Below are 22,873 nucleotides of genomic sequence, written 5' to 3' on the forward strand. Positions count from 1 at the left end.
CATCGGGAGCAATGTTCGACAGCTGGGCTGCCGGCGACAACTATGAAACCTACATGGGCCGCTGGAGCCGGCAAATCGCGGCCGAATTTCTTCGCTGGCTGGCTCCGGCAGAGGGGCTCGACTGGCTGGAGATCGGGTGCGGCAGCGGTGCGCTGACATCGGCGATCCTAAACAGTTGCGCGCCGGCCTCGCTGCTTGCCACCGACAACTCTTCGGATTTCGTCGCGCATGCGAAGGCCCATCTCTCGGGGACGCGTGCCGAATTTCGCGTAGCTGATGCGCAGGCGCTGCCTCTCCAAGATGGCACGGTCGATGTCGTGGCGTCAGCCCTGGTCCTGAATTTCGTTCCGGACAAGGTTGCGGCGCTGGTAGAAATGCAGCGGGTGCTGCGGTCCGACGGCCTTCTGTCTCTCTATGTCTGGGATTATCCGGGCGGGGGTATCGGGTTTATCGATGCCTTCTGGAAGGCGGCAGCGCAGCTCGACCCGGCTGCAGCAGAGCTGGACGAAGGCAAGCGTTTCCCGTTCTGCACTGCCGAAGGTCTGGCGGCACTCTGCGGTGAGGCAGGACTGAAAGACGTTGACGTCGCCGCGATCGAAATCATGAGCGAGTTTCCGGATTTCGAGGCGTTCTGGCATCCTTTCACCCTCGGCGCCGGTCCCGCGCCAGGCTACTGCATGAATCTCGATGAAGACCGGCGTGCCGATTTGAAATCGCTGCTGGCCGAGATGGTGGGTCAGCAGGGTCCGGTGCGTCTGCCCGCGCGCGCCTGGGCCCTGAGGACCCGAAAGGCAGGATAGCGAAATGCCAGATACCAGCGACCATCGGTCTCGTCTTTCGCGCGAAGATCTGGAACGCCTGCCCGAAGCGCATATCCGGCATCCCTTGAATCCCGCTTCGGATGTCTTTCTGAAACGCCTCTCTCCGCTGTTCGGTCTCCAAAGACTGGCCCTCTACATTGCGCGCGTTCCGCCGGGGAAGGAGAGCTTTCTGTATCACCGTCATGAACGGGACGAGGAGTTTCTGGTAATCCTCTCGGGCCGCGGGCTGGCCGAGATCGGCGACGGGACAGTCGAGATCGGCCCGGGCGACATCATGGCCTTCCCCGCACCCGACGGTCCGCCGCATCATCTGACCAACCCTTTCGAGAATGACCTGGTTTATTTTATGGGCGGCGAAAGCTCGGCCGTCGATGTGGTCCATTTCCCGAGAACGGGCCGGCACATGGCCTTCACGCCGTCCGGCCTCTGGTCCTTCGGCGACAGCACGAGCGAGCGACTCACGTTCTCGGACTGGACTGTGCCGGAAACGCCCGAGACGTCCTGAAGTTTCGCGACAGAATTATTTCCGAAAGGCAACCGATCGTGACCGCGACTTATCGCGGCAGATGCGTTTGCAGGGCGGCAAGTTTCGAAATCGACGCTCCGATCAAGTGGTGCGTCCGTTGTCATTGCGAGAGCTGCCGCAGACAGTGCTTCGACCGCCTAACTCTGCGTCGACGATGGCCACTGGCGGTGGGCCGCTGCGGCACCCAAGGTCAATCATTCGTCACCCGGCGTCGAACGCACCTCCTACGATCCCTGCGGGACGCCAATGTCTTTCAGGTCAGAGACCATGTCCGGCCTTATGCATTTTTTTGTTGCGGCAATGGAGGAACCGGAGCGGTGTTACGCGGAGCTTCATGTCGCGCATGCAGAAAGACTGCCTTGGGTCGACATCGACGATAAATTGCCGACGAAGACCGGGCCGCGCGTGATCAACGGCTAAGCCCCGCAGGTCATCAGTCCGTTCGCTACGCCGCGCGGCACGCTTCGCACAGGAACCCGCCGCGTCGAATCGGGAATCCATGCGCTTGGTCGCTGTGCCGCATCGCCTCGTATGCGGCATGATTGCGGTCTTTGCTTGACCGATTTTCATGCCTTCTGAACCTAATTCATTGCAGAGCAGCTCGATTGTTACCGACCTGAACCGCCGACCTGACCATTTAGACAACTTCAACTTGGGGATGAGGCCGCAGATACTTCCTAACACATTGAGACTACTAATTTTATGTGGTGACGAGTGAAACAAGTGCGTAAGAGTTCAAGTGTATTTCCTGATTTGGTTCCGCCCATTGGTGGGGATGCGGCGGAGCCAAAGTCACTATACCGAATGGCACAAGAATCAGACCTCTTGCTGGCGATCGCGTTCATCGCCGGCGTTGCCGTGATGATCGTCGCGCTCGCCTTTTGACCGCGTGCCCCCAGGGAACTTCGGCGGTCTTTTGTAGCTTACGTGAGCGATCCCACACTTAGCGATGACGCGCGAAGGAGAGGCAATCAAATGTAGCCCATATGTAGCCCCGAGCGCTGTCGGCACGATTGTCGAGCTTCTGCCTCGATATTTTTCAATTATTGTTTAAGGGATTTAAGTGGTGCCCAGAGCCGGAATCGAACCAGCGACACGCGGATTTTCAATCCGCTGCTCTACCAACTGAGCTATCTGGGCACCGGGGGCGCGCGGCGCCCGGCTCGGCGTGTTTAGGCGAGCGGCGCAGGCCTGTCCAGAGGGTTTGGTGGAAAAATGACGGGCAGAGGTGCGGTCTTGAAAGCGGCCACGCGCCTTGCCATCCGGACGTGCTCAGTGTGGCCGCGGCGGAGCGAGTTCGTCTTCGTTGGGGCGGTCGTCTTCGTCGGCCGGGATTGCATAGGCTCCTGTGAGCCAGCGTCCGAGATCGACATCGGCGCAGCGCTTCGAGCAGAAGGGCCGGTATTTCGGGTCGGTCTCTTTATGACAGATCGGACAACTCATCCCGCGCCTCCCGTCAGGATCACGGCGAGCGGCAGGCGGTCGCGCTTGCGCTGCAGCTCGAAATTGCCGAGCGGCGTCCAGCCGGCGAGGCTCGTTTCGGCCGCCTCGCCCTTGAAGGCGGTGCGAAGCTGTTGGTCGAGCGTGGCGCGGTCGCGTTTCGGCATCGGCGCGAAATCGACCGTCACCTGGCCACCGAGGCCGCGGAGGCGGAGCTGGCGCGGCAGATCGCGGGCGGCGGCGATGTTGGCCTTGAGGCTCGCGGCCGGAGAGGTGTCGGCGCCGGTATTCACATCGACGGCGACAAGGGCCCGGGTCGGTTCGACTGCCATGTAACCGCCACCGGGCAAGGACACATCGGCAGAAAGGAGCGCGTCGATCATCTCCTCGACGCCGTGCCGGGCGAAAGCGCCCTCGCCGTCCGCCACCTCATCCGGTGCGGGATCGGCCCAGTCGCGTGCAGCCTCCTCATGCGGCGTGGCGGAATCGACGAGGAGTTCCGGCCCTCCGCTCAGGTCGGCCACGACCGCCTCGGCCAGCGCCCTGCCTGAAGCGATGTCGGCGGCGATCTCCGCATCTTCGGCGCCTGCCGCGGCCGAGCGCAGGATCAGGCCAAAGCCGCAGCCTGCCATCGCGGCTTCCGCGAGCGATTCGAGCCTTGCGCGGTCCTCCGCGTCGCGGATACGGCGCGAGATGTTGAGGCCCGGTGCGGCGGGCGTGACGATGGAGAGTCGGCTCTTGAAGAGGAGCCGGGTCGTCACCGGCAGCGCCTTGCCCGGTTCGGTGAAGCCCGACACCTGCACGATAACCGGCTTGCCGGGGGCGAGCCCTTTCGTTTCGCGCAGGAAGCCCTTTTCGCCGCCCGGCAGTTTCACGAAGGCGCCGCCCTGGCCCTTCATCGGCCGGTCGAGCACACCGCGCAGGATCGCGCCGGGGGCGAACCCGCCCGCCTCGCCCGGGTCGAGCAAAAGGTCTTCAAGCCGCCCGTCGACGATCAGGGCAGCCGCCTCGCGGCCCCTGTAGCTGTCCAGAACGACGATACGGCCCTTCATGCGTCCACCCCGTGAATGTCGATCCCGGCCGCTTCGAGAAGATGCGCGGTTTCCGCGACAGGCAGCCCCACAACTCCGGTGAAGGAGCCCTGAAGCCAGGGGATGAAGGCACCGAAGCGGCCCTGGATACCGTAGCCACCGGCCTTGCCCCGCCATTCGCCGGACGCAAGATAGGCGTTGAGTTCGCCGTCCGACAGCGGTTTGACCTTCACCACCGTCTCGACCGCGCGTTCCCAGATCCGACCGCCGCGCCGGACGGCGACGGCGGTAATGACCCGATGGCGACGGCCCGACAGCTTCAGCAGGAATTCCGCCGCCTCGCCCGCGCTTTCGGGCTTGCCGAGAATGCGGCGGCCAATCGCCACAGTCGTGTCGGCGCACAAGACCACCTCGTCCGGCCCGGCCGGAACGGCCGCGACCTTTTCACGGGCCATGCGGGCGCAATACGGGCGCGGCAACTCGCCCTTCAAGGGTGTTTCGTCGATGTCGGGGGCACGGACAGCGTCGGGTGTCAACCCGAGTTGGGCCAGCAGTTCCTTCCGGCGCGGGCTGGCCGAACCGAGGACCAGCCTCGGCCGCACCTTACTTGAAGCGGTAATTGATCCGCCCCTTGGTCAGGTCGTAAGGCGTCATCGTCACCTGAACCTTGTCGCCGGCGAGAACCCGGATGCGGTTCTTGCGCATCTTTCCTGCCATCGTCGCGATGATCTCATGGCCGTTTTCCAGCTCGACCCTGAACGTCGCATTCGGCAGGAGTTCCTTCACGACGCCCGGAAATTCGAGACCTTCTTCCTTGGCCATGGTCACTCCATCTTTGTCCTGCCCGGTCACGCCGGGCGCGTCCTAATTGCGCCCGATGGGCTGCGATTTCAAGCGCAATGTCAGGTTTTCCGGCGAAGCGCAACCTTGGCTAGCTGCGGCTCCTGTTCCGGCCAGTGGCGGAAATTGAGGACATTGCCGTCGGCCCGGACATCGGCGATCGCGGCGCGCGAGATTTCGGCATAAACCCAGCCCGGCTCACCCAGCCCGCCTTCGGCGAAGATGCCGGTGGCGGGAAAGCCCCGGTCGGGCGGTCCGTAGATCGAGGCACGGCCGGTATTCTCCTCCATCCCGTAGCACCAGGGCGCCGCGCCGACGACGGGGGAATGGATCGACACCATCTGCCCTTCAAGCGCGCGGGCCATCGCGCCGACCCGAACGCGGGTGAACCCCGCGAGCGCTTCGGTCGCAGAGGGCACCAGCAGGATTTCCACGCCCGCTTCGGCGAGGGCCCGGCCGAGAAGCGGGAATTCGCTGTCGTAGCAGATAAGGATGCCGATCCGGCCGAGATCGGTGTCGAAGACATTGAGCCCGGTGCCGGCGACGACGTTCCAGTCCTCGCGCTCGAACCGGGTCATCATTGCCTTGTCCTGATGACCGATGAACCCGTGCGGGCCAAAGAGGCTCGCCCGGTTGACCGGCCGGTCGCCGGCATGGGGCACGTCATAGACCGGACCGGAGCCCGCGAGGATGTGGACGCCGTAGCGCGCCGCGAGCCGCGCCATCATCGCGTCGGAACCGGCCTTGTGGCGGTCCGCCTCTCGCAGCGCCCCCTCGATGTCGGCGGCAACCGCGAGCCCGCCGAGCGAGGCAAGCTCCATCGCGCCGTATTCGGGAAAGACGAGAAGCTCGGCGCCCTCCTCCGCAGCCTCCGTGACCCAGCGGTCGAGCTTCGTCTCGTAGTCCGACCAGTCGTCGAACCAGTCGAGCGGATAGGCAGCGGCGGCGACCTTCATCGCATTCTCTCCCGTCTGGGCCCCGCGCAAGCGGGGTATCGGTTTTCGGTCTTGGCAAGTCCGGTTTCAACCCAACTTACCGGGCGGCGCGCTGGGTCACAACGCGCGGAGCCAGAACTGCATCGGCTTTCGCGTCTCTTCCGCATCGCCGATATCCTTCCACGCATATTCGGCGACCGCGCCTTCCAGGGGCGCGTAGCCGCGCTTCCTCCAGAATCCGTCGAGCGGACGGTAGTCGGCCGGCTTCAGCGGATGATCCTCCGGACGCACCACCCGGCAGAAGGCCGAATGGGTCCGCCCGAGCGACCGCGCGTGACCCTCCCGCGCATCGAAGAAGGCGTGGCCGAGCCCCCTGCCCCGGTATTCGGGCAGCAGAACCGATTCCGCGAAGTAGAAGATGTCGGAGAGGTTCAGCCCCGTGCCGGCGAAGGCCGCACCGAACTCCGCCCCGTGATCCTCCATCGGCGTGCCGGTCGCCGCGCCCACGAGGCGGTCACCATCGAAGGCTCCGACCACGATCGCCTGCGGGCTTTCCCTGTAGGTCGCGATGTAGCGCCGTTCGTAGGCGAGATCGCCGTCATAGAGATAGGGCCAGTCGCGGAACACCGTGATCCTGAGCCGCGCCACGTCGTCGAGCACCGCCTCCAGCTCCGCGCCGGTCAGGCTGCGGACGGCGATGGTCATGCGGAAACCTGCCGGATCCAGTCATTGAGGTTATAGTAAGTCGTCACCCGGGCGATCTTGCCGTTCTTCAGCGAGAAGAAAGAGCCAGCCGGCAGAACGTAGGTCTGGCCCTTCGCCTCCGGCAGGCCCGGATCGGTTTTCAGGTACTGGCCGTTCACCACGAATTCCGCGGCCGCCCGCGTGCCGTCGTCGTTCGAAAAGGCGACGATATCGGTCAGCGTCTCCTTGTAGGCGTGGTTCATGTGGGCGCAGAACTCGGCGAAGGCGAGCTTGCCGCGGCGGATGCCGCCCTCATTCACGTGATGCTCGATATCGGTATCGAGAAGCGCCAGCATCGCCTCCACGTCACCCGCGTTGAACGCATCGAAATACGCTTCGATCACGGCCTTGGTCATGTCTTTTCCCCTTCTTTGTCAGGTGCGGGCGGCGGCCCGAAACGGTCGATCATCCGGGCGCGGATCTGGTCGCGCGTCTGGCGGTAGGCGGCAAGCTTCGCCTCGCGCGTCTCACCGATGCCGGTCGGGTCCATGACCGGCCAGTATTCGACGTCGAGATGGAAGAACCGGGTAAATTCCAGCGCCTGACGCTGGCTTGCCGGCGACAGGGCGACGACGAGGTCGAAGCCCGAAAGGTCGTCACCCCACTGCTGCATTTCCTCGAAGCTGCGCGATCGGTGACGCGCGAGTTCGATCCCCAGCTCCTGGCATACCGCCACGGCGAATCCGTCCACCTCCAGATCGTTTTTGACACCCGCCGACTGCACGTAGCAGTCGCGGCCGTAGAGTTGCTTCATCAGCCCTTCCGCCATCGGCGAGCGGACGGCGTTGTGATCGCAGCAAAAGAGCACCGAATGCGGCAGATCGCGGCCCAACGATCAGCCCCCGAAATGCAGGACGCAGATAAGGGTAAAGAGCCGGCGCGCGGTGTCTATGTCGAGATCGGCCTTGCCTTCGAGCCGCTCCTGCAGCACCCGCGCGCCTTCGTTGTGGATTCCGCGCCGAGCCATGTCGATGGCCTCGATCTGTGCCGGCGGCAGACGTTTTACCGCCTCGAAATAGCTTTCGCAGATCTGGAAATAGTCCTTCACCACCTGCCGGAACGGCCCAAGCGACAAATGGAACTCCGCCACCTTGCCGCCCCCGTCGGCGCCAATGTCGAAGACCAGCCGCTTTTCCCGGATCGCAAGGCCAAGCCGGAATGGCCCATCGGGCGGGACGGCCCCTTCCTTGCCCGGCAGGGCAAAGGAATTGTCCTCCAGAAGATCGAAGATCGCGACCTTGCGTTCCTGTTCGATCTCCGGGGTCGGCGCCGGCAGGCCGGTATCGTCGATTTCGATATGGCAGATGCTGCTCATCCATCCCTCTCCCGGTTCAGCCGGTCGAGCCGGGCGCGGACGGACAGGCCGTGCGCCTGAAGGCTTTCCGAGATCGCCAGCCGCTCGGCTGCCGGGCCGATCGCGGCAAGCGCCTCGGGCGTCATCCTGGCAATCGTCGTCCGCTTGAGAAAATCCATCACGCTCAACCCGCTTGAAAACCGTGCCGAGCGCGCCGTGGGCAGCACATGGTTCGGCCCGCCCACGTAATCGCCGATGGCCTCGGGTGTCCAGTGGCCGAGGAAGATCGCCCCGGCATGGGTGATCTTCGCGGCCAGCGCGTCTGGACCGGCGACGCAAAGCTCCAGATGCTCGGGCGCGACCCGGTTCGACAGGCGCGCCGCCTCATCCAGGTCGCGCACCACGATCACCGCGCCGTAGTCGCGCCACGACGCCCCGGCAATGGCGCGCCGCTCGAGAGTCTCCAACCGCGCCTCGACCGCCGCCGCAACGGCTCGCCCGAAGGCCGGATCGTCGGTGACGAGGATCGACTGCGCACTTTCATCGTGTTCGGCCTGGCTGAGCAGATCGAGCGCGATCCAGTCGGGATCATTGTCCTTGTCCGCGATCACGAGGATCTCCGACGGGCCGGCGATCATGTCGATACCGACGCGGCCGAAGACCCGCCGCTTGGCCGCCGCGACATAGGCATTGCCGGGTCCGGTGATCTTGTCCACCGGCCGGATCGTCGCCGTCCCGTAGGCGAGCGCCGCGATCGCCTGCGCGCCGCCGATGCGGTAGACGGTATCGACGCCCGAGAGCCGCGCGGCGAGAAGCACCAGCGGATTGACCACGCCGCCCGGCGTCGGGCAGGCGATCACCAAACGCTCCACCCCCGCCACCTTCGCCGGGACCGCGTTCATCAGCACCGAGGACGGATAGGAAGCGAGTCCGCCCGGCACATAGAGCCCCGCCGCCGAGACCGGACCCCAGCGCCAGCCGAGTTCCGCACCGGCCGCATCGGTCCAGCGCGCATCCTCCGGCATCTGGCGCGCGTGATAGGCGCGGATCCGCTCTGCCGCCATTTCCAGCGCCGCGCGGTCCTCCGGCGAGACCTTTGCGCATTCCGCCGCGATCTCGGCCTCGGAAAAGGCGAGCGTCTCTGGCGTCAGGTCGAGCCGGTCGAACTTCGCGGTCAGCTCGATGACCGCCGCATCGCCCCGCGTGCGCACGTCGTCGATGATCGCCGCCACCGCGGCATCCACGTCCGGCGCATCCTCGCGCTTGGCCGAGAGCAGCGTCGAAAACCCGGCCTCGAACCCGGTATCGGCGGTCGAAAGAAATACAGGCATCGGCGGCACTCCCAGATCCCGCCCCCCATACAATCGACCGCCGCCCGCCTCAAGCCGTCCCGCTGCCGCGGCGCCCGAACGTCGCCCGACAGGCACAGCCCCGTGCATTCACGCGGATGACGGCCCCGGCCGGTCCCGCCGGTCAGAGCGCCCGCCACATGCTGACCTCACGACGGCCGCAAGACAGGCCCCGAGGTTCGCGCCTTCGGCCGCGACGAACCCTGCCCGGCGATACGCAGCCTGTGCCGCCGCGTTAGGCGCACCGACCTCAGGCCCGATTCCCGAACGGAGATCAATCGGGATGCGCAGGCGCCTTGTGGGAGGGCGCGAGATAGGGCCGTGTGACATCCTTGAGCGTGATGTCGAGACACTCGACCTCTGCCGCGATGGCACCGTCGCCGGCCAGCACCAGTTCGACCCGCCCCGCTGCATCCGCACCCGGCTTCCACTCGACCGAGAGGATCGACAGGATCGCCGCCTTGTCGTTACGGTCTATGCCTTGAGAGGCCACTGCGGTCACCCCGTCGATCACCAGAAGCGCGCGCACCCGTTCGTAGCGCCGGCCTCGCGCCTCGGCGGCGGTGCGGTCTTCCCAGCGGAAACGGTTGATCAGGAAGGCAAGCCGGCGCAGATTCGGCTGCCAGCTCATGTCGGCGATCGTCAGGACCGCATCCTGAACAAGCGCGGCGATCACCGGCACGTCCTCCGCCGTCTCGGCCTTCAGGTGGAGCGGCCGCTCGCCGCCGTCTTCGAACCGTGCGTCCTCGGCCATCACTCCCCCTTCACCCGCTCGATCCGCGCGCCGCAGGCCGATAGCTTCTCCTCGACTCGCTCATAGCCGCGGTCGAGGTGGTAGACCCGGTTGACCACCGTCTCCCCCTCCGCGGCGAGTCCGGCGAGGATCAGCGAAACCGAGGCGCGAAGATCCGTCGCCATGACCGGCGCGCCGCGCAACCGGTCCACGCCGGTCACAGTCGCATGGCCGCCATGCACCTCGATATTGGCCCCCATCCGCATCAGTTCGGGCGCATGCATGAAGCGGTTTTCGAAGATCGTCTCTTCCAGCACGCTGACCCCGTCGGCGGTGCACAGCAGCGCCATCATCTGGGCCTGAAGATCGGTCGGGAATCCGGGGAAGACTTCCGTCTTCACATCGACGGCATGGGAGCGGCCATTGACCCGCGCCACCTTGAGGCCGCTGTTCGTCTCGGTGATCTCGACCCCTGTCTCCTCCAGCTTCTCGCAGAAAGCCGGCAGAAGATCGCGGCGCCCGCCAATCAGTTCGACGGAGCCGCCGGCAATCGCCGGGGCGATCATGTAGGTGCCAAGCTCGATCCGGTCCGCGACCACGGCATGCGTGGCCCCATGCAGCCGGTCCACGCCCTCGACGCGAATCTCGGTCGTGCCCTCGCCCTCGATCCGCGCCCCCATCGCGCGGAGGCACTGCACCAGATCGACGATCTCCGGTTCGCGCGCCGCGTTCCTGAGGACCGTGGTGCCCTTGGCAAGCGTCGCGGCCATGACGATGTTCTCGGTCGCGCCGACGCTGGCAAAGCGCTGTTCGATCACGGCCCCCTTCAGCCCCCGCGGCGCCACGGCATGAAGATAGCCGTCGCGAAGCTCGATCTCGGCGCCAAGCGCCGTCAGCCCTTCGATATGCAGGTCCATCGGGCGCGCACCGATGGCGCAACCGCCCGGCAGCGACACGACCGCATGGCCCGCACGGGCCAGGAGCGGCCCCAACACGAGGTTGGAGGCGCGCATCTTGCGCACGATGTCGTAGTCTGCGCGATGGCTCGTGAGATCGTGGCTCGACAACGCCAGCACCCGCCCGCCCTGCATCGAGGTCACCTCGGCGCCGAGCGACTGCAGAAGCAGGGTCATCGTCTTGATGTCCGAGAGCCGCGGCGCATTGGTCAATGTCAGCGGCTCGTCGCTCAGCAGCGTCGCAGGCATCAGCGCCAGGCACGCGTTCTTGGCGCCGGCGATCGGAATCCGGCCGTCAAGTTCGGTCCCGCCCGTCACGATGATCGAATCCATGCCCGCCTCAGCTTTCTTTCCTGTCCCCGCCCGGTTTCTCACCGCGCGCCCGGGCCTGGGCCTTGCGCCGCGCGAGATTGGCCTTGAGCGCCGCCTTGAGCCGCGCCTCGCGCGTCCCGCCGTCCTTCTGGGCGCCGGTTTTCGGGGGTTTCCTGTCCATGGCGCTCTCTCTACCCCGGAAGCCGGATAGCGTCCAGATTGCCCTTGCGCGGCAGAAAATTTGCGTCTAACACGCGGCCCACGAAAAAGTGCTGCGGTAGCTCAGTGGTAGAGCACTCCCTTGGTAAGGGAGAGGTCGAGAGTTCAATCCTCTCTCGCAGCACCATTGTCATTCAGAAAAATATGCTTATACAACAATGGCTTGGATCGCGTCCACAAAGCCGTTCTTAGCTCGTTTCGGGCACGGCTTGTTTCGACAAAACTCGACCGATCTTACGTAAATCGGTGCAAATGTGTGCAAATTCCGTGCATAGTCAACGTCGCGGATGATCACCAAGCGTTGGCAATGCACGATGCATGTACGTCCGAAACCAAAAAAATTCAGCCCGACAGTACGAGGCACGTGAAGCTCCATGACCAACTCGCCAAGTTACACTTTGAGGGTGTCCGTCAAAGTCCTCGGAAGAGAACCCATTACCGGTCTTGAGCCAGAGCCTTCGTTCATGGCGGAAGACGTTTCAGTGACCGTAAAGCAGCGATGGCCCTACCTGATCTTGCTGGCAAGCGGGTTCGGCTCCGAAGCCGATGCGGAACAGTTCTTACCTCGAATCCAGGCGGCCCTATGGAACCTCGCGCTCACCTACAACATTTCATTCAAGCCATGCTTTCGGCGTAGCGACATTAGTCGGCCCGATGATCCTTATCAGGGCGCTCGCAATTTGGCCAAAGCGTTTGGGCAAACTGTTACTGAACCGGTGGAGCCACTGCACGGGCTCACTCAAGAAGAAGGATATGCGATCTTTGAAAGCAGCGAGAACATCCGAGTTCTCGCCATGGGAGATGGGTCAGTCCACGTGTCCACAAGCTGGGCAAATGCCAGTCGCGCACTGGCGGAAGGAATTCGTACCGCTCACACCATTGCAAAAGATGCTGATGACGATCTCACGACCGCTATCGATCTTTATTTGGCGAGCTTTTACGAAACTTCAGTTCGCGCGCGATTTCTCACTTTGATGACTTGCTTGGAAGTTCTCGCGCCGGTGACCGACAAGCATGGCACTGTCACCAAGCTACTTGCAGACTTCGGGGCCAGCGTGGAAACCCAGCTTTCATCGGCGACTAACACTGAAGAACGGGACGCGCTGGAAGCGCTTCTGCGAGAGCTAAATTTCAAGAAGGAAACATCTATTCGCCGGAGACTTCGTTTCCTCATACTGACCGAAGCAGCAGTTGAAAATGACGCAAGGGAGAACCTGGCCAGGCAAGTGGTAGCGGCATACGACTTGCGAGGAACAATCGTTCACCGCGGCTTAGTCTCGGACCAGGAGTTGCGTGAAGCGAATGACACAGCCCTTGCAACAGTCAAAATGCTGTTGCGTGCACGTCTAGGCCTTGTTGATCGGCCAGCCCGCACCTGAGAGCGGACACAAGTCTACCCACCCCACCAGCACCAGGGCAAACGAACTCGTTGCCGCCGGCGACGCATCGGCGCCCTCGTAGATCGCGGAGAGCGTCCGCAGCAGATAGCTGGCGGTCGTCGGGATAGCTTCTGGCGCGCCCCTCAGGCAAGATCAAGCGTCATGAAGACCGAATTCGGATCAGGGCGGTAGCCTTCGAACGGGCCGCATTCAACGAACCCCGCCCGCGCGTAAAGCCCGCGCGCGGCCGTGAAGCCGGGCTGTACCCCGGTTTCGAGGCTGATCCGCGTGTATCCCGCCGCCCGCCCCTCGGCGATGAGGTGGTCGAGCATCTTTCTCGCGAGGCCCCGCCCACGCTCTTCGATCAGGATATGCATCGACTTGATCTCCGCATGTCCCGCATCAATCCGCTTCAAGGCGCCCATCCCGATCGGACGACCGGCGTCGCGCATCACGAAGAAATCGATCCCCGGCGCGGCCAGCGCGCCCGCCGGCAGCATGTGGATGCTCTCGGGCGGGGTCTCGGAATGCATGTCGGCGGTGTGACGCTCGTGGAGCAGCGCCAGATCCGGGCCAAGCGGGCTTTCGCGGGCGATGTCGATCATGGCTGCCCCGCCAGCGCCGACATGTCGAGTCCGTTGACTAACACCTTACCCTCCCCCGTCATCTCCACGACCCAGGCGAAACGTCCGACGCCGGCGGGCTTCGCGATTCCGCGCAGCATCATCAGCCCCGGCACGGCCCCCGCCCGAATATCCTCCGGCGCGGCGCTCAGCGCCTCCAGTACCGCTTCGATCCCCGTCGCCCCGATGGTGACGCTGCCTTCCGGCAGCCGACCGGGCCCGGCATCGAACCCGCCTTCGATATCGAGCGTGTAGATCGCCGAGGCAGCACCCTGCGGGCCGAGTTCGATCGTCACCCTTCCTTGCGGCAGCAGGGCCGCGAGGAGCCGCGCCTCCATTTCCGGCGTCGGGGCAATGTCGAGCTCGCTTTCGTCGAGCAGGATCTTCGCCGGCGCTGCCAGATCGAAACCCGATACCGCGACATCGACCGTGACCTCGTCGGGCAGGAGCGCCGGCACCCATTCCGGCAAGAGGTCCGCGGGCAGGTCGAGACCTTTGAGCGAAACCCTCTCGCGAACCCGCCCGTCGGCAACAATTCCGTTTACATCGACGGCGATTCTCGCGCTCTTCGCGCCTCCCGAACCGAACGGCGTGTTCACGGCGATGTCCTGCAGCTCGCCGGTACCCGAAAGGCTGTCCCAGATCGGGAGCGCCGCGCGGGCCGCCTCCTTCATCCCGTCGAAATCGGCCCGCGCCGCCTCTTGGGACGGATGCGCGACGAGCCAGGCCAGGAGCCCGAGCACCCCCTCGGTCCGCACGCCCTTAGCGTCGGCCACGACATCGTAGCGCGCCGCCTTGAACTCGAACTGAAAGGGCGCCGACCCCGGAGCCGAGAAGGTTTCGGCGAAACCCGTCGCCGTGTAGCGCAGCGTTCCGTCGACGCCGCCGCCCGGCGCGGCCGTCGCGCTGGACACGATGTCGATTCGGTCGATCCGGTAGTCGACGGTACTCTCGGGGCTGCCCGCTTCGGTGAAGCGCTCGGTCACTTGCAGGTCCTCGAAGCGCCCGTCGGACGATGCGAACGCCATCAGGGCCTCGTCGAAGACCCCGGCCCAACGCGCCACGCCAACGCTGAGATCAACGGAAAGCGCCTCCGGCACGTCGAGCTTGAGGGCGAAAGGCTCGTCTTGCGTCACGCCCCACTTGCCATCACCATCGTCGGTCAGCGTCAGATGAATTGGAGAGATCGCGCCCGTCACGTCCGCGCCCTTGCCGAGCGCGACAAACGGCGTCGCATCGAGCGTCACCGCATAGGTCTCGCCCTGCGGAACGACCGCGACCACACCATCGAGCGGGCCGAGATAGGTTCGCAGCCCCGCCTCGATCCGCGCCGCGCCTTCGGGCGTCGCGGGCTCTGCCCGGACGGGCGCGGCACTGAGGCAGAGAAGGGCTGCGGCGGAAAAGCGAAGGAACATGAGACGCCTATTCTGTGAAAGAAAAAGAGGCGCCCCGATGCGCCTCCATCGGGCCGCGACGAGGCGCGGCCAGAAAACCGGCGCTCAGTGCGTCCAGGGGCTGAGGCGGTCGGTGGCGAAATTCTCGCCATATCCGCGCGGGCGGATATTGGGTTTGCGCTTGTGGGGTTCGGCGGCGGCGAACTCGATACCATGGGCGCGGGCATAGTCCTCGGCGGCCTCGCGGCTTTCGAACCGCAGGCGGACCTGGGTCTGGGTATCGCCCGATCCCGTCCATCCCATCAAGGGATCGACCTCACGCGCTTCGGCGGGGGCGTATTCGAGGATCCAGACCTTTGTCTTCGCCGTTCCCGACTGCATCGCGTTACGGGACGGTTGATAGATACGCGCGCGCATGGCCAAACTCCGTTTCTTCCCGGATCCTTATCGTGAAAGAAGGCCGCCCGCGCAAGGGGGCGGGCGGTCTCTTTAGGAGGGAAGGGCAAGCCTGACTCTTTAGGAGGGAAGGGCAAGCCTGACTGCCGGTCTCTTGCTCTGGGGAGCGTGGGTGGGTGGTGGCTGGGTGGGTGCCGAGACCGGCAGTCAGTGCTGCTTGCATCTGTAACTTAGAACCGGAAATCGCATTACACAACCTAAAGTTGTTGTTGATCTTGTAATTTCTCGTCAATTTCCGGATTTGGCGACAGAACGAGGAACCCAATGACCATCGTCGCGTCAGGATGAACAATCCACATCCGGCATTCGCCTTGAACCGGAACAAAAACAGATCAAATCTGGGGGACCGGAAGGAATCGCCATGCCGCACAACAACACTAACGCCCCCGCGCCGCGCCCCGAAGTGCTGACCCGCCCGAAACTGGAAGGGGGGCGGCGATTCGTGATGAAGACCGATTTCGCCGCCGCGGGCGACCAGCCCACCGCCATTACCGAGCTTTCGGACGGCGTCGCGGCCGGCGAACACGACCAGGTCCTGCTCGGCGCCACCGGCACCGGCAAGACCTTCACCATGGCCAAGGTGATCGAGGAAACCCAGCGCCCCGCCATCATCCTCGCCCCGAACAAGACCCTCGCCGCCCAGCTTTACGGCGAGTTCAAGGGGTTCTTCCCGGATAACTCTGTCGAGTACTTCGTCAGCTATTACGACTACTACCAGCCCGAGGCCTATGTCGCGCGGACCGACACCTATATCGAGAAGGAATCCCAGATCAACGAGCAGATCGACCGGATGCGCCACTCGGCCACCCGGGCGCTTCTGGAGCGCGACGACGTCATCATCGTCGCCTCGGTCTCCTGCATCTACGGCATCGGCTCGGTCGAGACCTATTCGGCGATGACCCAGGACATGGAGGTCGGCAAGCTTTACGAGCAGCGCAAGTTCCTGTCCGAGCTTGTCGCCCAGCAATACCGCCGCGCCGACGCGGCCTTCCAGCGGGGTGCCTTCCGGGTGAAGGGCGACACCGTCGACGTCTGGCCGGCCCACCTCGAGGACCGGGCCTGGAAGTTCAGCTTCTTTGGCGAGGAGCTTGAGGCGATTACCGAGTTCGACCCGCTGACCGGCCAGAAGACCGACACGTTCGCGAAGATCCGCATCTATGCGAATTCCCACTACGTGACCCCGCGCCCGACCCTGCAACAGGCGATCACCGGCATCCGCAAGGAACTGGCGCTGCGGCTGAAGCAGTTGCAGGAGGAGGGCAAGCTTCTGGAGGCGCAGCGGCTGGAGCAGCGCTGCAACTTCGACCTCGAGATGCTGGAGGCCACCGGCTCCTGCGCGGGGATCGAGAACTATTCGCGCTACCTGACCGGCCGCGCGCCGGGTGAACCGCCGCCCACGCTCTTCGAATTCATCCCCGACCACGCCATCGTCTTTGCCGACGAATCCCATGTCTCGGTCCCCCAGATCGGCGGCATGTACAAGGGCGACTACCGGCGCAAGTTCACGCTCGCCGAACACGGCTTCCGCCTGCCCTCCTGCATGGACAACCGGCCTTTGAAGTTCGAGGAATGGGACGCGATGCGCCCGCAATCCGTCTTCGTCTCCGCCACCCCCGCCGCCTGGGAACTGGAACAGACCGGCGGCGTCTTCACCGAACAGGTCATCCGCCCGACCGGCCTTCTGGACCCCGAGGTCGAGATCCGGCCCGTCGAGATGCAGGTGGACGACCTTCTCGACGAGGTGCGGAAAGTGGCCGCCAAGGGCTTCCGCACCCTTGTCACCACGCTGACCAAGCGCATGGCCGAGGATCTGACCGAATACATGCACGAACAGGGCATCCGGGTCCGCTACATGCATTCCGACATCGACACGATCGAACGGATCGAGATCCTGCGCGACTTGCGGTTGGGGGCCTTCGACGTGCTGGTCGGCATCAACCTGCTGCGCGAGGGGTTGGATATTCCCGAATGCGGGCTGGTCGCGATTCTGGACGCCGACAAGGAGGGCTTCCTGCGCTCCGAGACCTCGCTGATCCAGACCATCGGACGTGCCGCGCGGAACGCGGAAGGCCGCGTGATCATGTATGCCGACCGGGTGACCGGCTCGATGGAGCGTGCGCTGGCCGAGACCAACCGCCGGCGCGAAAAGCAGGTGGCCTACAACGAGGCCCACGGCATCACCCCCGAGACGGTGAAGAAGAACGTCGAGGACATCCTCGCCGGCCTCTACAAGGGCGACACCGACCAGAGCCGCGTGACCGCCAAGGTCGACAAGCCGATGCACGGCGCCAACCTCGAGGCGCATCTCGACGCGCTGAGGAGCGCGATGCGAAAGGCCGCCGAGAACCTCGAATTCGAGGAAGCGGCCCGACTCCGCGACGAGGTCAAGCGCTTGGAGGCCGTGGACCTCGTCCTGTCCGACGATCCCCTGGCACGGCAGTCGGCGGTGGAGGAGGCAGTGGAGGCCGCGACCAAGGCCAAGGGTCGGTCAACGGCCGGACGGCCGGGGCAAAGGGGCGGGAAGAGGCGGAGGGGGTAGCGTGTCCGAAGTAGTCGAAACTCGACTCCCTGAGGCGCAATGCTCGCTTAATGTCTAGCGGGAGATTACTCCCCCGCTTACTTTCCGGCATCTCGGTGATGATCTATCGCGACGAATTCTTGAGCCAATCAATGGCAACTGATCTGTCGCCGAAAACCGGTCTTCCCGGCATCATGATCCTTTTACCATCAACCACAACGTACTCCTCACCTCGGTAAAGAGGAATCCAGTTGCCGGTAGGGTCCAGCTTTTCGAAATAGATAATTTTACGCGTTCCGATCTCCGCTACAAGTCTACGATTTCTCGTGTTTTCTCGCATTTCTGCTTCACTTTTCGTTTACCGTGTTTACGAAGTGGGCATTGCGGCCACGCATTCAACGGTAGGGCTGAGTCAGAAAGAACCGTTCATCATCACGAGTGAACGGGAGAAGAACGTAGGCCCTCAGAAATGAACTTGAACAAACACAGCGAGCTTAATAACGTCTCGCAATCGTCCGGCCTGTTGAATTGACCACGAAGCCCAGCGCACTAGTACCTCCCGTTTTTCCTAGACACCTAAGAGAACACCTTAAAATGTGGAAATACTTCGCTACTTCTGCCTACCTTGTTGGGGGGGCTGCACAGGCTGCCTGTCAAGTGGACGAAATTCACAAGAACACCGCGAGCGTTCCTCCCGCCTGCGAAGTTCACATGCAGAAACTCCAAAACTACATGTTTGAGAGGTGGGAAGGGGTGTACATGCCCGCTGACCCTTACATTACAACAAGTATCGTGGCCATTCGAATAGAGACGGATCCTACCCGCAAATGGTATGTGGAATCAGGGATTCTCGAGGAGGTGCTCCATGAGGCTTGCCGGCTGTTTTCCAAAGCTCAGTGGACGGGCATCATAGAAATCAACGGTCCCGTTGAATCTTTTTTTGACAAAGAGCCATTGACAATGTCGGTTAGCAGGCTCTGTCGGTAAGCGATCGTGGCATAGCGCCACTTTCGCGGCTTGGCGCGGGTTCACCCTCATTCCCTTTCGACCACCCTTAACCCGTTCTTAATCACCCCGCGCCAATCCTCCACCCATGCGGAACCTGAACTCCCCTCTCTCCCCCGAGGTCTGGCTAAAGGACTTTTCGCCTCGAAAACGGTGCAGGAGGGCGCCGTGATCCGCCGCAAGGCGCGCGACATCGAACGCTTCGTGGGCATGGATCGCTTCATGGCCGAGATCGACCGGCGCGGCTATCAGGTGGCCAAGAACTCCGGCGAATATATCATCTTCTGCAACCGCGCCCCGGTCCGCTGGCTCACCCCGCCCCGCTGACGCCGGAACCGCTTTCTCGAAAAGAAAGCGGCGCCCGAAATCCTTTCGGGATTTCGGCCCCCTCACCCATCCCGCGCCCGCGCCGCTTGTCCCGAATCCCCTCCGGGCGCAGAATGGTGCCGTCAAGCGGGCGCCCGGAGCGGCCCGGGGCGCGGCGCCCGCCCGAAAGAGGAGGACGCCCGAAAGAGGAGGACGCCCATGAGTATTGCCAAACGACTGAAGACCCAACTCGACGCGCAAGGCATCGCTTTCGAGACCACACGCCATCCGCGCACCGCCACCTCGGCCGAGACCGCCGAAGTCGCGCATATCCCCGGCAACAACTTCGCCAAGGCGGTGCTCGTCCATCTCGACGACGATTTTTCGCTGGCCGTCGTGCCCTCTACCCATCGGGTCGATCTCAGTGCCCTGCAGAACGTCATCGACCGCCGCATCGGGTTGGCGAGCGAATCCGACATCGCCCGGTTGTTCTTCGATTGCGACACCGGCGCATTACCGCCCGTGGGCGCGGCCTATGACGTGCCCTGCGTGGTCGACGAGGCGCTGTCAGGGCTCGAACGGGTCTGGTTCGAGGGCGGCGACCACCGGACGCTGGTCTCAGTCAGCGGCGGCGATTTCGACACGCTTATGCAGAGTGCAACGCACGGCCAGATCAGCAACCACGCCTGAACCCGCGCGCAACGGTGCGACCGGGCGAGGCATGGATAGAGCTAACAGGCGGGCACGAAATTGCGTCACACAGCACCGCGCGCGCCTCAGAAGACCTCCGCGACCTCGTACATGACCGGTTCGAACCGCGAGCAAAGCGCGGAGAGACGCCGGTTTCTTTCGCGCATCTCGGGCGTGCGGAGCATGGCCTGGAAATCCTTGCGGTCGCGCCACTGCGAATAGTTCGCGATCCGGGTCTGGGCGTCGTTCATGTGAAGGCCGGCCCCGATGAAGCCAGGCTGGTAGCGAATGAACTGATCGTAGGCATCGCGGAGCGCGTCCATCAAGTCCTGCGCCGTGCCAGGCGTCATCTCGAAGGTGGTGATCACGGTCTGACCGCTGAAGTCGCTGGAAATCTTCGGCATGGGCTGGCTCCGTTCGAGGGCGCGTTCTCCCCGACTATCGCGCCCGGCCCGCCGCGTGTAAACTGCGATCAGAAATCAAAAAGCTCCGACAGGAAGCTCTCGCGCCGTTTCTTGCGCGAGTAGCGACGGTCGTCATCGTCGTCGCGGTGGCGGCGTTCGTCGCGAGAGGCGCGCGCCGGCTCACTCAACGCCACCGGCCGCTGCGCGTCGGCCGTGCTCCGGTCGATGATCTTGTCAAGCTCGCCACGGTCGAGCCAGACCCCCCGGCAGCTCGGGCAATAGTCGATCTCGACGCCGTTCCGATCGGCCATGACGAGCGTGGTGTTGTCGACGGGGCATTTCATCTCTCGGGTCTCTCCTGTCAGGATTGTCCCGTTCGATATGGGTGCCTGCCGCCGCGGTGCAAGTCACCCGGCAAGAAGCCGCAGAACCTCGTCGGTCAGTGCCGCGACCTCGTCGGCCGCAGCCCCGCGCCCGGCCTCGGCCGCGCCAAGCCCCTGCCCCAGCGTCTCGGCATAGACGACCCGATTGGCAAGCCGCGCCTCGGCCAGTCCGGCGCTGAGTTCGGAAGCAGCCCGCGCCACATCCTCGCCCAGCCGCGTTCCCGCCCGGGCCCGGTTCAGTACCATCCAGGCGCGCTTCCTCTCCCGCGCGGCGAGGTCGAGCACGCCTTCGGTCGCCCAGAGATCGACGTGGGATGAGGCGACCGGCACCAGCACCAGATCCGCCTCGCGCAATGCGGGGCGCAGATCGGCGTCGACCTTCGGCGGTGTGTCCACGATCACCAGATCGGTCGCCTTCTTCAACTTCTCGCATTCGTAGGACACGCCCCAAGCCGATGAGGTCGAGAACTCTAGCCCCGCCTCACCGAGACGCTCGCGCCGGGTCATGAACCATCGCCCCAGCGAGCCCTGCGGATCGGTGTCGAGCAGCGCCACGCTCAGACCCCGCTTCAGGCACGCGACGGCGAGGTTGACGGCCAGCGTCGTCTTGCCCGACCCGCCCTTCTGCTGCACGACGGCGATGACTTTTCCCGACATGGAATCTCCAATGCTGCGCCGCAATTGCCGCATCGCAGCATACACCATATCCAGACGGGATGCACGGCGCGCGGGGCATGGAAACCGGGCCCTTCGGCACGGGATCTAACCCACTGACAAGGCGGGCATCCGGCTAGCGGACCTTCAACACGATCTTGCCGATATGACCGGAACTTTCGATCCGGCGATGCGCCTCGGCGGCCTCGTCCAGGGGAAACTCCGAATCGATCACCGGCGCGAGGCGCCCCGCTTCGATCATCGGCCAGACGTGGGCAAGAAGCTCCGCCGCGATCCGCGCTTTGGCGAGGTCGCTCTGCGGGCGGAGCGTCGATCCGGTGATCGTCTGGCGCTTCATCATCATCGGCGCGAAATTCACCTCGGCCTTGGGGCCGTTCAGGAAGGCGATCTGCACCAACCGCCCGTCCTCGGCCAGCGCCCTGAGGTTGCGGGCGATGTAGTCGCCGCCGACCATGTCGAGGATGACGTCGGCGCCGCCCTCGGCCGCAAGAACCTCGACGAAATCCTCCTCGCGGTAGTTGATCGCCCGTTCGGCGCCGAGACCTTCGCAGGCGGCGCATTTCTCGACCGACCCGGCGGTCGTGAAGACCCGCGCCCCGAATGCGTTAGCAATCTGGATCGCGGTCGTGCCGATGCCGGACGATCCCCCATGGACGAGGAACCTTTCGCCCGCCCGCAGACCGCCGCGCATCACGACGTTCGACCAGACGGTGAAGCAGGTCTCGGGCAGGCAGGCGGCCTCGCGAAGCCCCATTCCCTCTGGAATCGGCAGCGCGTGGGCGGCGGGTGTCACGACATAGTCGGCATATCCCCCGCCGGGCAGAAGTGCCGTCACCCGATCGCCCACGGCCCAGTCGGATACATCCGGCCCGACCGCCGCGACCCGCCCCGCGGCCTCAAGCCCCGGCAAGGGCGAGGCCGAGGGCGGCGGCGCATAGGACCCCGCCCGCTGCAACGCGTCGGGGCGGTTGACCCCTGCATAGGCGACCTCGATCAGGACCTGGCCCGGCCCCGGCATGGGGACAGGCACCTCCGTCATCTGCAAGACCTCCGGCCCGCCCGGTTTGGTGATCTCGACCGCGCGCATCGTCTTCGGTAGCGTCATGCCTTCTCCTCGTCCTTCACTCGTCCCGGCAGATCCCAGGGCGCCCCCGCCGGCGCCTTGACCCGGCCGAGCGCACGCAAAGGCCCGGCCAACACCTTGCCCAGGACCGGATTGTCCCTGATCTGCGCCTTGAATTTCTCGAACCGCATCACCTCCTCGATCCGCCGGTCGAGGAAGTCCCACGTCGCGGTCTGCCCGTCGCTCTCGTCGCCGAGCCAGAAGAGCACTGTCGCCGAATAGACGGCCGACAGCGTCGCGCGTTTGGAATACCAGTTGATGTCCTCGGAGGTGTCGCCCAACGCCCGCCAGATCGCGTCCGCCGTGCTCCAGATCAGCCCCGCCCCGGTTGCTGCGTTCTGTGGCAGCGCGAAAAGCGCCGCCCCGCGCCGCACGATTTCCCGGTCCGCCGCCTCCAGCCGGAACCTTACAGCCCGCGCGATCCGGTCGCGAAAGCGCAGTTCGGAGGGATCGCTGGCCCGCAAGGCCTCCTCCATCGCCATGTCGCCGCGCCGGTGGTAGGCGACGGCAAGGTCGAGCGCCCCACGCGGACACAGGACACGGGCAAGATCGAGGGAAAGACCAATGTCGTCCGCAGCCGCGCGGAAACTGGTCTCTGACCAACCGTCAAAGGTGACGTGACCAAGCGCAGCGTCGAGTAGCCGCTCCTTCGCCCCTGCCAGATCGTGCGTGTTATCCATGACTCTGGCCCCCTTTCGCCACCCGTAGACAATCGCG

At 64.4% G+C, this 22,873-nt stretch carries 27 protein-coding genes and 2 tRNA genes; 7 read left to right on the forward strand and 22 right to left on the reverse strand.

Annotated elements, in window-relative coordinates; all coding sequences use genetic code 11:
- The first annotated feature begins 11 nt into the window (after positions 1–11).
- Both V5734_RS16365 and V5734_RS16370 read left to right on the forward strand, forming a co-directional pair.
- The gene (locus tag V5734_RS16365; protein WP_347310696.1) at positions 12–800 is read left to right on the forward strand and encodes a class I SAM-dependent methyltransferase; all 789 of its coding nucleotides are present in this window, start codon (positions 12–14) and stop codon (positions 798–800) included.
- A gap of 4 nt (positions 801–804) precedes the next feature.
- Positions 805–1,326, forward strand: coding sequence for a cupin domain-containing protein (locus V5734_RS16370; protein ID WP_347310697.1), 522 nt, complete (start codon positions 805–807; stop codon positions 1,324–1,326).
- 1,085 nt (positions 1,327–2,411) lie between these two features.
- Here the strand turns inward: V5734_RS16370 and V5734_RS16375 are convergent.
- From V5734_RS16375 to V5734_RS16440, 14 genes are all read right to left on the reverse strand, one after another.
- Positions 2,412–2,487 (reverse strand) — tRNA-Phe (locus V5734_RS16375).
- A 132-nt stretch (positions 2,488–2,619) separates the two neighbouring features.
- Positions 2,620–2,790 carry a DNA gyrase inhibitor YacG gene (locus V5734_RS16380; RefSeq protein ID WP_347310698.1) on the reverse strand — a complete coding sequence of 57 codons (171 nt, stop codon included), beginning with the start codon at positions 2,788–2,790 and terminating at the stop codon, positions 2,620–2,622.
- Positions 2,787–3,839 carry a ribonuclease E/G gene (locus V5734_RS16385; RefSeq protein ID WP_347310699.1) on the reverse strand — a complete coding sequence of 351 codons (1,053 nt, stop codon included), beginning with the start codon at positions 3,837–3,839 and terminating at the stop codon, positions 2,787–2,789. Before V5734_RS16385 ends, V5734_RS16380 begins: the two co-directional genes overlap by 4 nt.
- Entirely contained in the window at positions 3,836–4,420 is a 585-nt protein-coding gene (locus tag V5734_RS16390; RefSeq protein ID WP_347310700.1) for a Maf family protein, read from the reverse strand. Before V5734_RS16390 ends, V5734_RS16385 begins: the two co-directional genes overlap by 4 nt.
- 1 nt (position 4,421) lies before the next feature.
- Entirely contained in the window at positions 4,422–4,640 is a 219-nt protein-coding gene (infA, locus tag V5734_RS16395; RefSeq protein WP_105513450.1) for a translation initiation factor IF-1, read from the reverse strand.
- Positions 4,641–4,720: 80 nt separating this feature from the next.
- Positions 4,721–5,614: a carbon-nitrogen hydrolase family protein gene (locus V5734_RS16400; protein ID WP_347310701.1), complete on the reverse strand. Its 894-nt coding sequence runs from the start codon at positions 5,612–5,614 to the stop codon at positions 4,721–4,723.
- Between the two features lie 96 nt (positions 5,615–5,710).
- The gene (locus tag V5734_RS16405) at positions 5,711–6,298 is read right to left on the reverse strand and encodes a GNAT family N-acetyltransferase (RefSeq protein WP_347310702.1); all 588 of its coding nucleotides are present in this window, start codon (positions 6,296–6,298) and stop codon (positions 5,711–5,713) included.
- Positions 6,295–6,693, reverse strand: coding sequence for a ketosteroid isomerase-related protein (locus V5734_RS16410; RefSeq protein WP_347310703.1), 399 nt, complete (start codon positions 6,691–6,693; stop codon positions 6,295–6,297). The genes V5734_RS16405 and V5734_RS16410 overlap by 4 nt, the downstream gene beginning before the upstream one ends.
- Positions 6,690–7,106, reverse strand: a complete 417-nt coding sequence (locus tag V5734_RS16415; protein WP_432759689.1) for a low molecular weight phosphatase family protein — start codon at positions 7,104–7,106, stop codon at positions 6,690–6,692. The genes V5734_RS16410 and V5734_RS16415 overlap by 4 nt, the downstream gene beginning before the upstream one ends.
- A 66-nt stretch (positions 7,107–7,172) precedes the next feature.
- On the reverse strand, positions 7,173–7,652 hold the full coding sequence (locus V5734_RS16420) for a UPF0262 family protein (RefSeq protein WP_347310705.1): 480 nt from the start codon (positions 7,650–7,652) through the stop codon (positions 7,173–7,175).
- Positions 7,649–8,962 (reverse strand): histidinol dehydrogenase, encoded by a 1,314-nt coding sequence (hisD, locus tag V5734_RS16425; RefSeq protein ID WP_347310706.1) that lies wholly within the window; start codon positions 8,960–8,962, stop codon positions 7,649–7,651. The genes V5734_RS16420 and hisD overlap by 4 nt, the downstream gene beginning before the upstream one ends.
- A 292-nt stretch (positions 8,963–9,254) precedes the next feature.
- On the reverse strand, positions 9,255–9,734 hold the full coding sequence (locus tag V5734_RS16430) for a DUF2948 family protein (protein WP_347310707.1): 480 nt from the start codon (positions 9,732–9,734) through the stop codon (positions 9,255–9,257).
- Positions 9,734–11,002 (reverse strand): UDP-N-acetylglucosamine 1-carboxyvinyltransferase, encoded by a 1,269-nt coding sequence (murA, locus tag V5734_RS16435; protein WP_347310708.1) that lies wholly within the window; start codon positions 11,000–11,002, stop codon positions 9,734–9,736. The genes V5734_RS16430 and murA overlap by 1 nt, the downstream gene beginning before the upstream one ends.
- A gap of 7 nt (positions 11,003–11,009) precedes the next feature.
- Positions 11,010–11,162, reverse strand: coding sequence for a hypothetical protein (locus V5734_RS16440; protein WP_347310709.1), 153 nt, complete (start codon positions 11,160–11,162; stop codon positions 11,010–11,012).
- 90 nt (positions 11,163–11,252) lie between these two features.
- On the opposite strand from V5734_RS16440, the gene V5734_RS16445 reads away from it, so the two are divergent.
- Both V5734_RS16445 and V5734_RS16450 read left to right on the forward strand, forming a co-directional pair.
- Positions 11,253–11,327, forward strand: a tRNA-Thr gene (locus tag V5734_RS16445).
- A 337-nt stretch (positions 11,328–11,664) separates the two neighbouring features.
- The gene (locus V5734_RS16450; protein ID WP_347310710.1) at positions 11,665–12,579 is read left to right on the forward strand and encodes a hypothetical protein; all 915 of its coding nucleotides are present in this window, start codon (positions 11,665–11,667) and stop codon (positions 12,577–12,579) included.
- A 143-nt stretch (positions 12,580–12,722) separates the two neighbouring features.
- Here V5734_RS16450 and V5734_RS16455 read toward each other — a convergent pair whose 3' ends face one another.
- From V5734_RS16455 to V5734_RS16465, 3 genes are all read right to left on the reverse strand, one after another.
- On the reverse strand, positions 12,723–13,184 hold the full coding sequence (locus V5734_RS16455) for a GNAT family N-acetyltransferase (protein ID WP_347310711.1): 462 nt from the start codon (positions 13,182–13,184) through the stop codon (positions 12,723–12,725).
- Complete coding sequence (locus tag V5734_RS16460; RefSeq protein ID WP_347310712.1) at positions 13,181–14,617, reverse strand: hypothetical protein; 1,437 nt, start codon at positions 14,615–14,617, stop codon at positions 13,181–13,183. The genes V5734_RS16455 and V5734_RS16460 overlap by 4 nt, the downstream gene beginning before the upstream one ends.
- 84 nt (positions 14,618–14,701) lie before the next feature.
- Complete coding sequence (locus V5734_RS16465; protein WP_347310713.1) at positions 14,702–15,013, reverse strand: ETC complex I subunit; 312 nt, start codon at positions 15,011–15,013, stop codon at positions 14,702–14,704.
- A 400-nt stretch (positions 15,014–15,413) separates the two neighbouring features.
- On the opposite strand from V5734_RS16465, the gene uvrB reads away from it, so the two are divergent.
- From uvrB to V5734_RS16480, 3 genes are all read left to right on the forward strand, one after another.
- Positions 15,414–17,591 carry an excinuclease ABC subunit UvrB gene (gene uvrB / locus V5734_RS16470; RefSeq protein ID WP_347310714.1) on the forward strand — a complete coding sequence of 726 codons (2,178 nt, stop codon included), beginning with the start codon at positions 15,414–15,416 and terminating at the stop codon, positions 17,589–17,591.
- A 1,152-nt stretch (positions 17,592–18,743) separates the two neighbouring features.
- Positions 18,744–18,902, forward strand: a complete 159-nt coding sequence (locus V5734_RS16475; RefSeq protein WP_347310715.1) for a hypothetical protein — start codon at positions 18,744–18,746, stop codon at positions 18,900–18,902.
- Between the two features lie 198 nt (positions 18,903–19,100).
- Positions 19,101–19,571, forward strand: coding sequence for an aminoacyl-tRNA deacylase (locus V5734_RS16480; protein ID WP_347310716.1), 471 nt, complete (start codon positions 19,101–19,103; stop codon positions 19,569–19,571).
- An 86-nt stretch (positions 19,572–19,657) separates the two neighbouring features.
- Here the strand turns inward: V5734_RS16480 and V5734_RS16485 are convergent, their stop codons facing one another.
- The 5 genes from V5734_RS16485 to V5734_RS16505 all read right to left on the reverse strand — a co-directional run bounded on the left by V5734_RS16485 (position 19,658) and on the right by V5734_RS16505 (position 22,836).
- Positions 19,658–19,975, reverse strand: a complete 318-nt coding sequence (locus tag V5734_RS16485) for an antibiotic biosynthesis monooxygenase family protein (protein ID WP_347310717.1) — start codon at positions 19,973–19,975, stop codon at positions 19,658–19,660.
- Between the two features lie 68 nt (positions 19,976–20,043).
- Positions 20,044–20,319 carry a zf-TFIIB domain-containing protein gene (locus V5734_RS16490; protein WP_347310718.1) on the reverse strand — a complete coding sequence of 92 codons (276 nt, stop codon included), beginning with the start codon at positions 20,317–20,319 and terminating at the stop codon, positions 20,044–20,046.
- A gap of 63 nt (positions 20,320–20,382) precedes the next feature.
- Positions 20,383–21,015, reverse strand: a complete 633-nt coding sequence (gene parA / locus V5734_RS16495; RefSeq protein WP_347310719.1) for a ParA family partition ATPase — start codon at positions 21,013–21,015, stop codon at positions 20,383–20,385.
- Positions 21,016–21,148: 133 nt separating this feature from the next.
- Entirely contained in the window at positions 21,149–22,138 is a 990-nt protein-coding gene (locus V5734_RS16500; protein ID WP_347310720.1) for an NAD(P)H-quinone oxidoreductase, read from the reverse strand.
- Entirely contained in the window at positions 22,135–22,836 is a 702-nt protein-coding gene (locus tag V5734_RS16505; RefSeq protein WP_347310721.1) for a COQ9 family protein, read from the reverse strand. Before V5734_RS16505 ends, V5734_RS16500 begins: the two co-directional genes overlap by 4 nt.
- Positions 22,837–22,873: the final 37 nt, after the last annotated feature.

The sequence above is a fragment of the Defluviimonas sp. SAOS-178_SWC genome (genome assembly GCF_039830135.1).
Classification (GTDB): Bacteria; Pseudomonadota; Alphaproteobacteria; order Rhodobacterales; family Rhodobacteraceae; genus Albidovulum.

Bases quoted from the DNA above. Each gene is read 5' to 3' on its own strand.
- uvrB (WP_347310714.1), top strand. From the start codon at position 15,414: ATGCCGCACAACAACACTAACGCCCCCGCGCCGCGCCCCGAAGTGCTG.
- infA (WP_105513450.1), bottom strand. From the start codon at position 4,640: ATGGCCAAGGAAGAAGGTCTCGAATTTCCGGGCGTCGTGAAGGAACTC.
- V5734_RS16485 (WP_347310717.1), bottom strand. From the start codon at position 19,975: ATGCCGAAGATTTCCAGCGACTTCAGCGGTCAGACCGTGATCACCACC.
- V5734_RS16450 (WP_347310710.1), top strand. From the start codon at position 11,665: ATGGCGGAAGACGTTTCAGTGACCGTAAAGCAGCGATGGCCCTACCTG.
- V5734_RS16430 (WP_347310707.1), bottom strand. From the start codon at position 9,734: ATGGCCGAGGACGCACGGTTCGAAGACGGCGGCGAGCGGCCGCTCCAC.
- V5734_RS16415 (WP_432759689.1), bottom strand. From the start codon at position 7,106: ATGGCGGAAGGGCTGATGAAGCAACTCTACGGCCGCGACTGCTACGTG.
- V5734_RS16505 (WP_347310721.1), bottom strand. From the start codon at position 22,836: ATGGATAACACGCACGATCTGGCAGGGGCGAAGGAGCGGCTACTCGAC.
- V5734_RS16380 (WP_347310698.1), bottom strand. From the start codon at position 2,790: ATGAGTTGTCCGATCTGTCATAAAGAGACCGACCCGAAATACCGGCCC.
- V5734_RS16420 (WP_347310705.1), bottom strand. From the start codon at position 7,652: ATGAGCAGCATCTGCCATATCGAAATCGACGATACCGGCCTGCCGGCG.
- V5734_RS16455 (WP_347310711.1), bottom strand. From the start codon at position 13,184: ATGATCGACATCGCCCGCGAAAGCCCGCTTGGCCCGGATCTGGCGCTG.
- V5734_RS16400 (WP_347310701.1), bottom strand. From the start codon at position 5,614: ATGAAGGTCGCCGCCGCTGCCTATCCGCTCGACTGGTTCGACGACTGG.
- V5734_RS16410 (WP_347310703.1), bottom strand. From the start codon at position 6,693: ATGACCAAGGCCGTGATCGAAGCGTATTTCGATGCGTTCAACGCGGGT.
- V5734_RS16405 (WP_347310702.1), bottom strand. From the start codon at position 6,298: ATGACCATCGCCGTCCGCAGCCTGACCGGCGCGGAGCTGGAGGCGGTG.
- V5734_RS16500 (WP_347310720.1), bottom strand. From the start codon at position 22,138: ATGACGCTACCGAAGACGATGCGCGCGGTCGAGATCACCAAACCGGGC.
- V5734_RS16385 (WP_347310699.1), bottom strand. From the start codon at position 3,839: ATGAAGGGCCGTATCGTCGTTCTGGACAGCTACAGGGGCCGCGAGGCG.
- parA (WP_347310719.1), bottom strand. From the start codon at position 21,015: ATGTCGGGAAAAGTCATCGCCGTCGTGCAGCAGAAGGGCGGGTCGGGC.
- V5734_RS16490 (WP_347310718.1), bottom strand. From the start codon at position 20,319: ATGAAATGCCCCGTCGACAACACCACGCTCGTCATGGCCGATCGGAAC.
- V5734_RS16365 (WP_347310696.1), top strand. From the start codon at position 12: ATGTTCGACAGCTGGGCTGCCGGCGACAACTATGAAACCTACATGGGC.
- V5734_RS16465 (WP_347310713.1), bottom strand. From the start codon at position 15,013: ATGCGCGCGCGTATCTATCAACCGTCCCGTAACGCGATGCAGTCGGGA.
- V5734_RS16480 (WP_347310716.1), top strand. From the start codon at position 19,101: ATGAGTATTGCCAAACGACTGAAGACCCAACTCGACGCGCAAGGCATC.
- murA (WP_347310708.1), bottom strand. From the start codon at position 11,002: ATGGATTCGATCATCGTGACGGGCGGGACCGAACTTGACGGCCGGATT.
- hisD (WP_347310706.1), bottom strand. From the start codon at position 8,962: ATGCCTGTATTTCTTTCGACCGCCGATACCGGGTTCGAGGCCGGGTTT.
- V5734_RS16440 (WP_347310709.1), bottom strand. From the start codon at position 11,162: ATGGACAGGAAACCCCCGAAAACCGGCGCCCAGAAGGACGGCGGGACG.
- V5734_RS16460 (WP_347310712.1), bottom strand. From the start codon at position 14,617: ATGTTCCTTCGCTTTTCCGCCGCAGCCCTTCTCTGCCTCAGTGCCGCG.
- V5734_RS16370 (WP_347310697.1), top strand. From the start codon at position 805: ATGCCAGATACCAGCGACCATCGGTCTCGTCTTTCGCGCGAAGATCTG.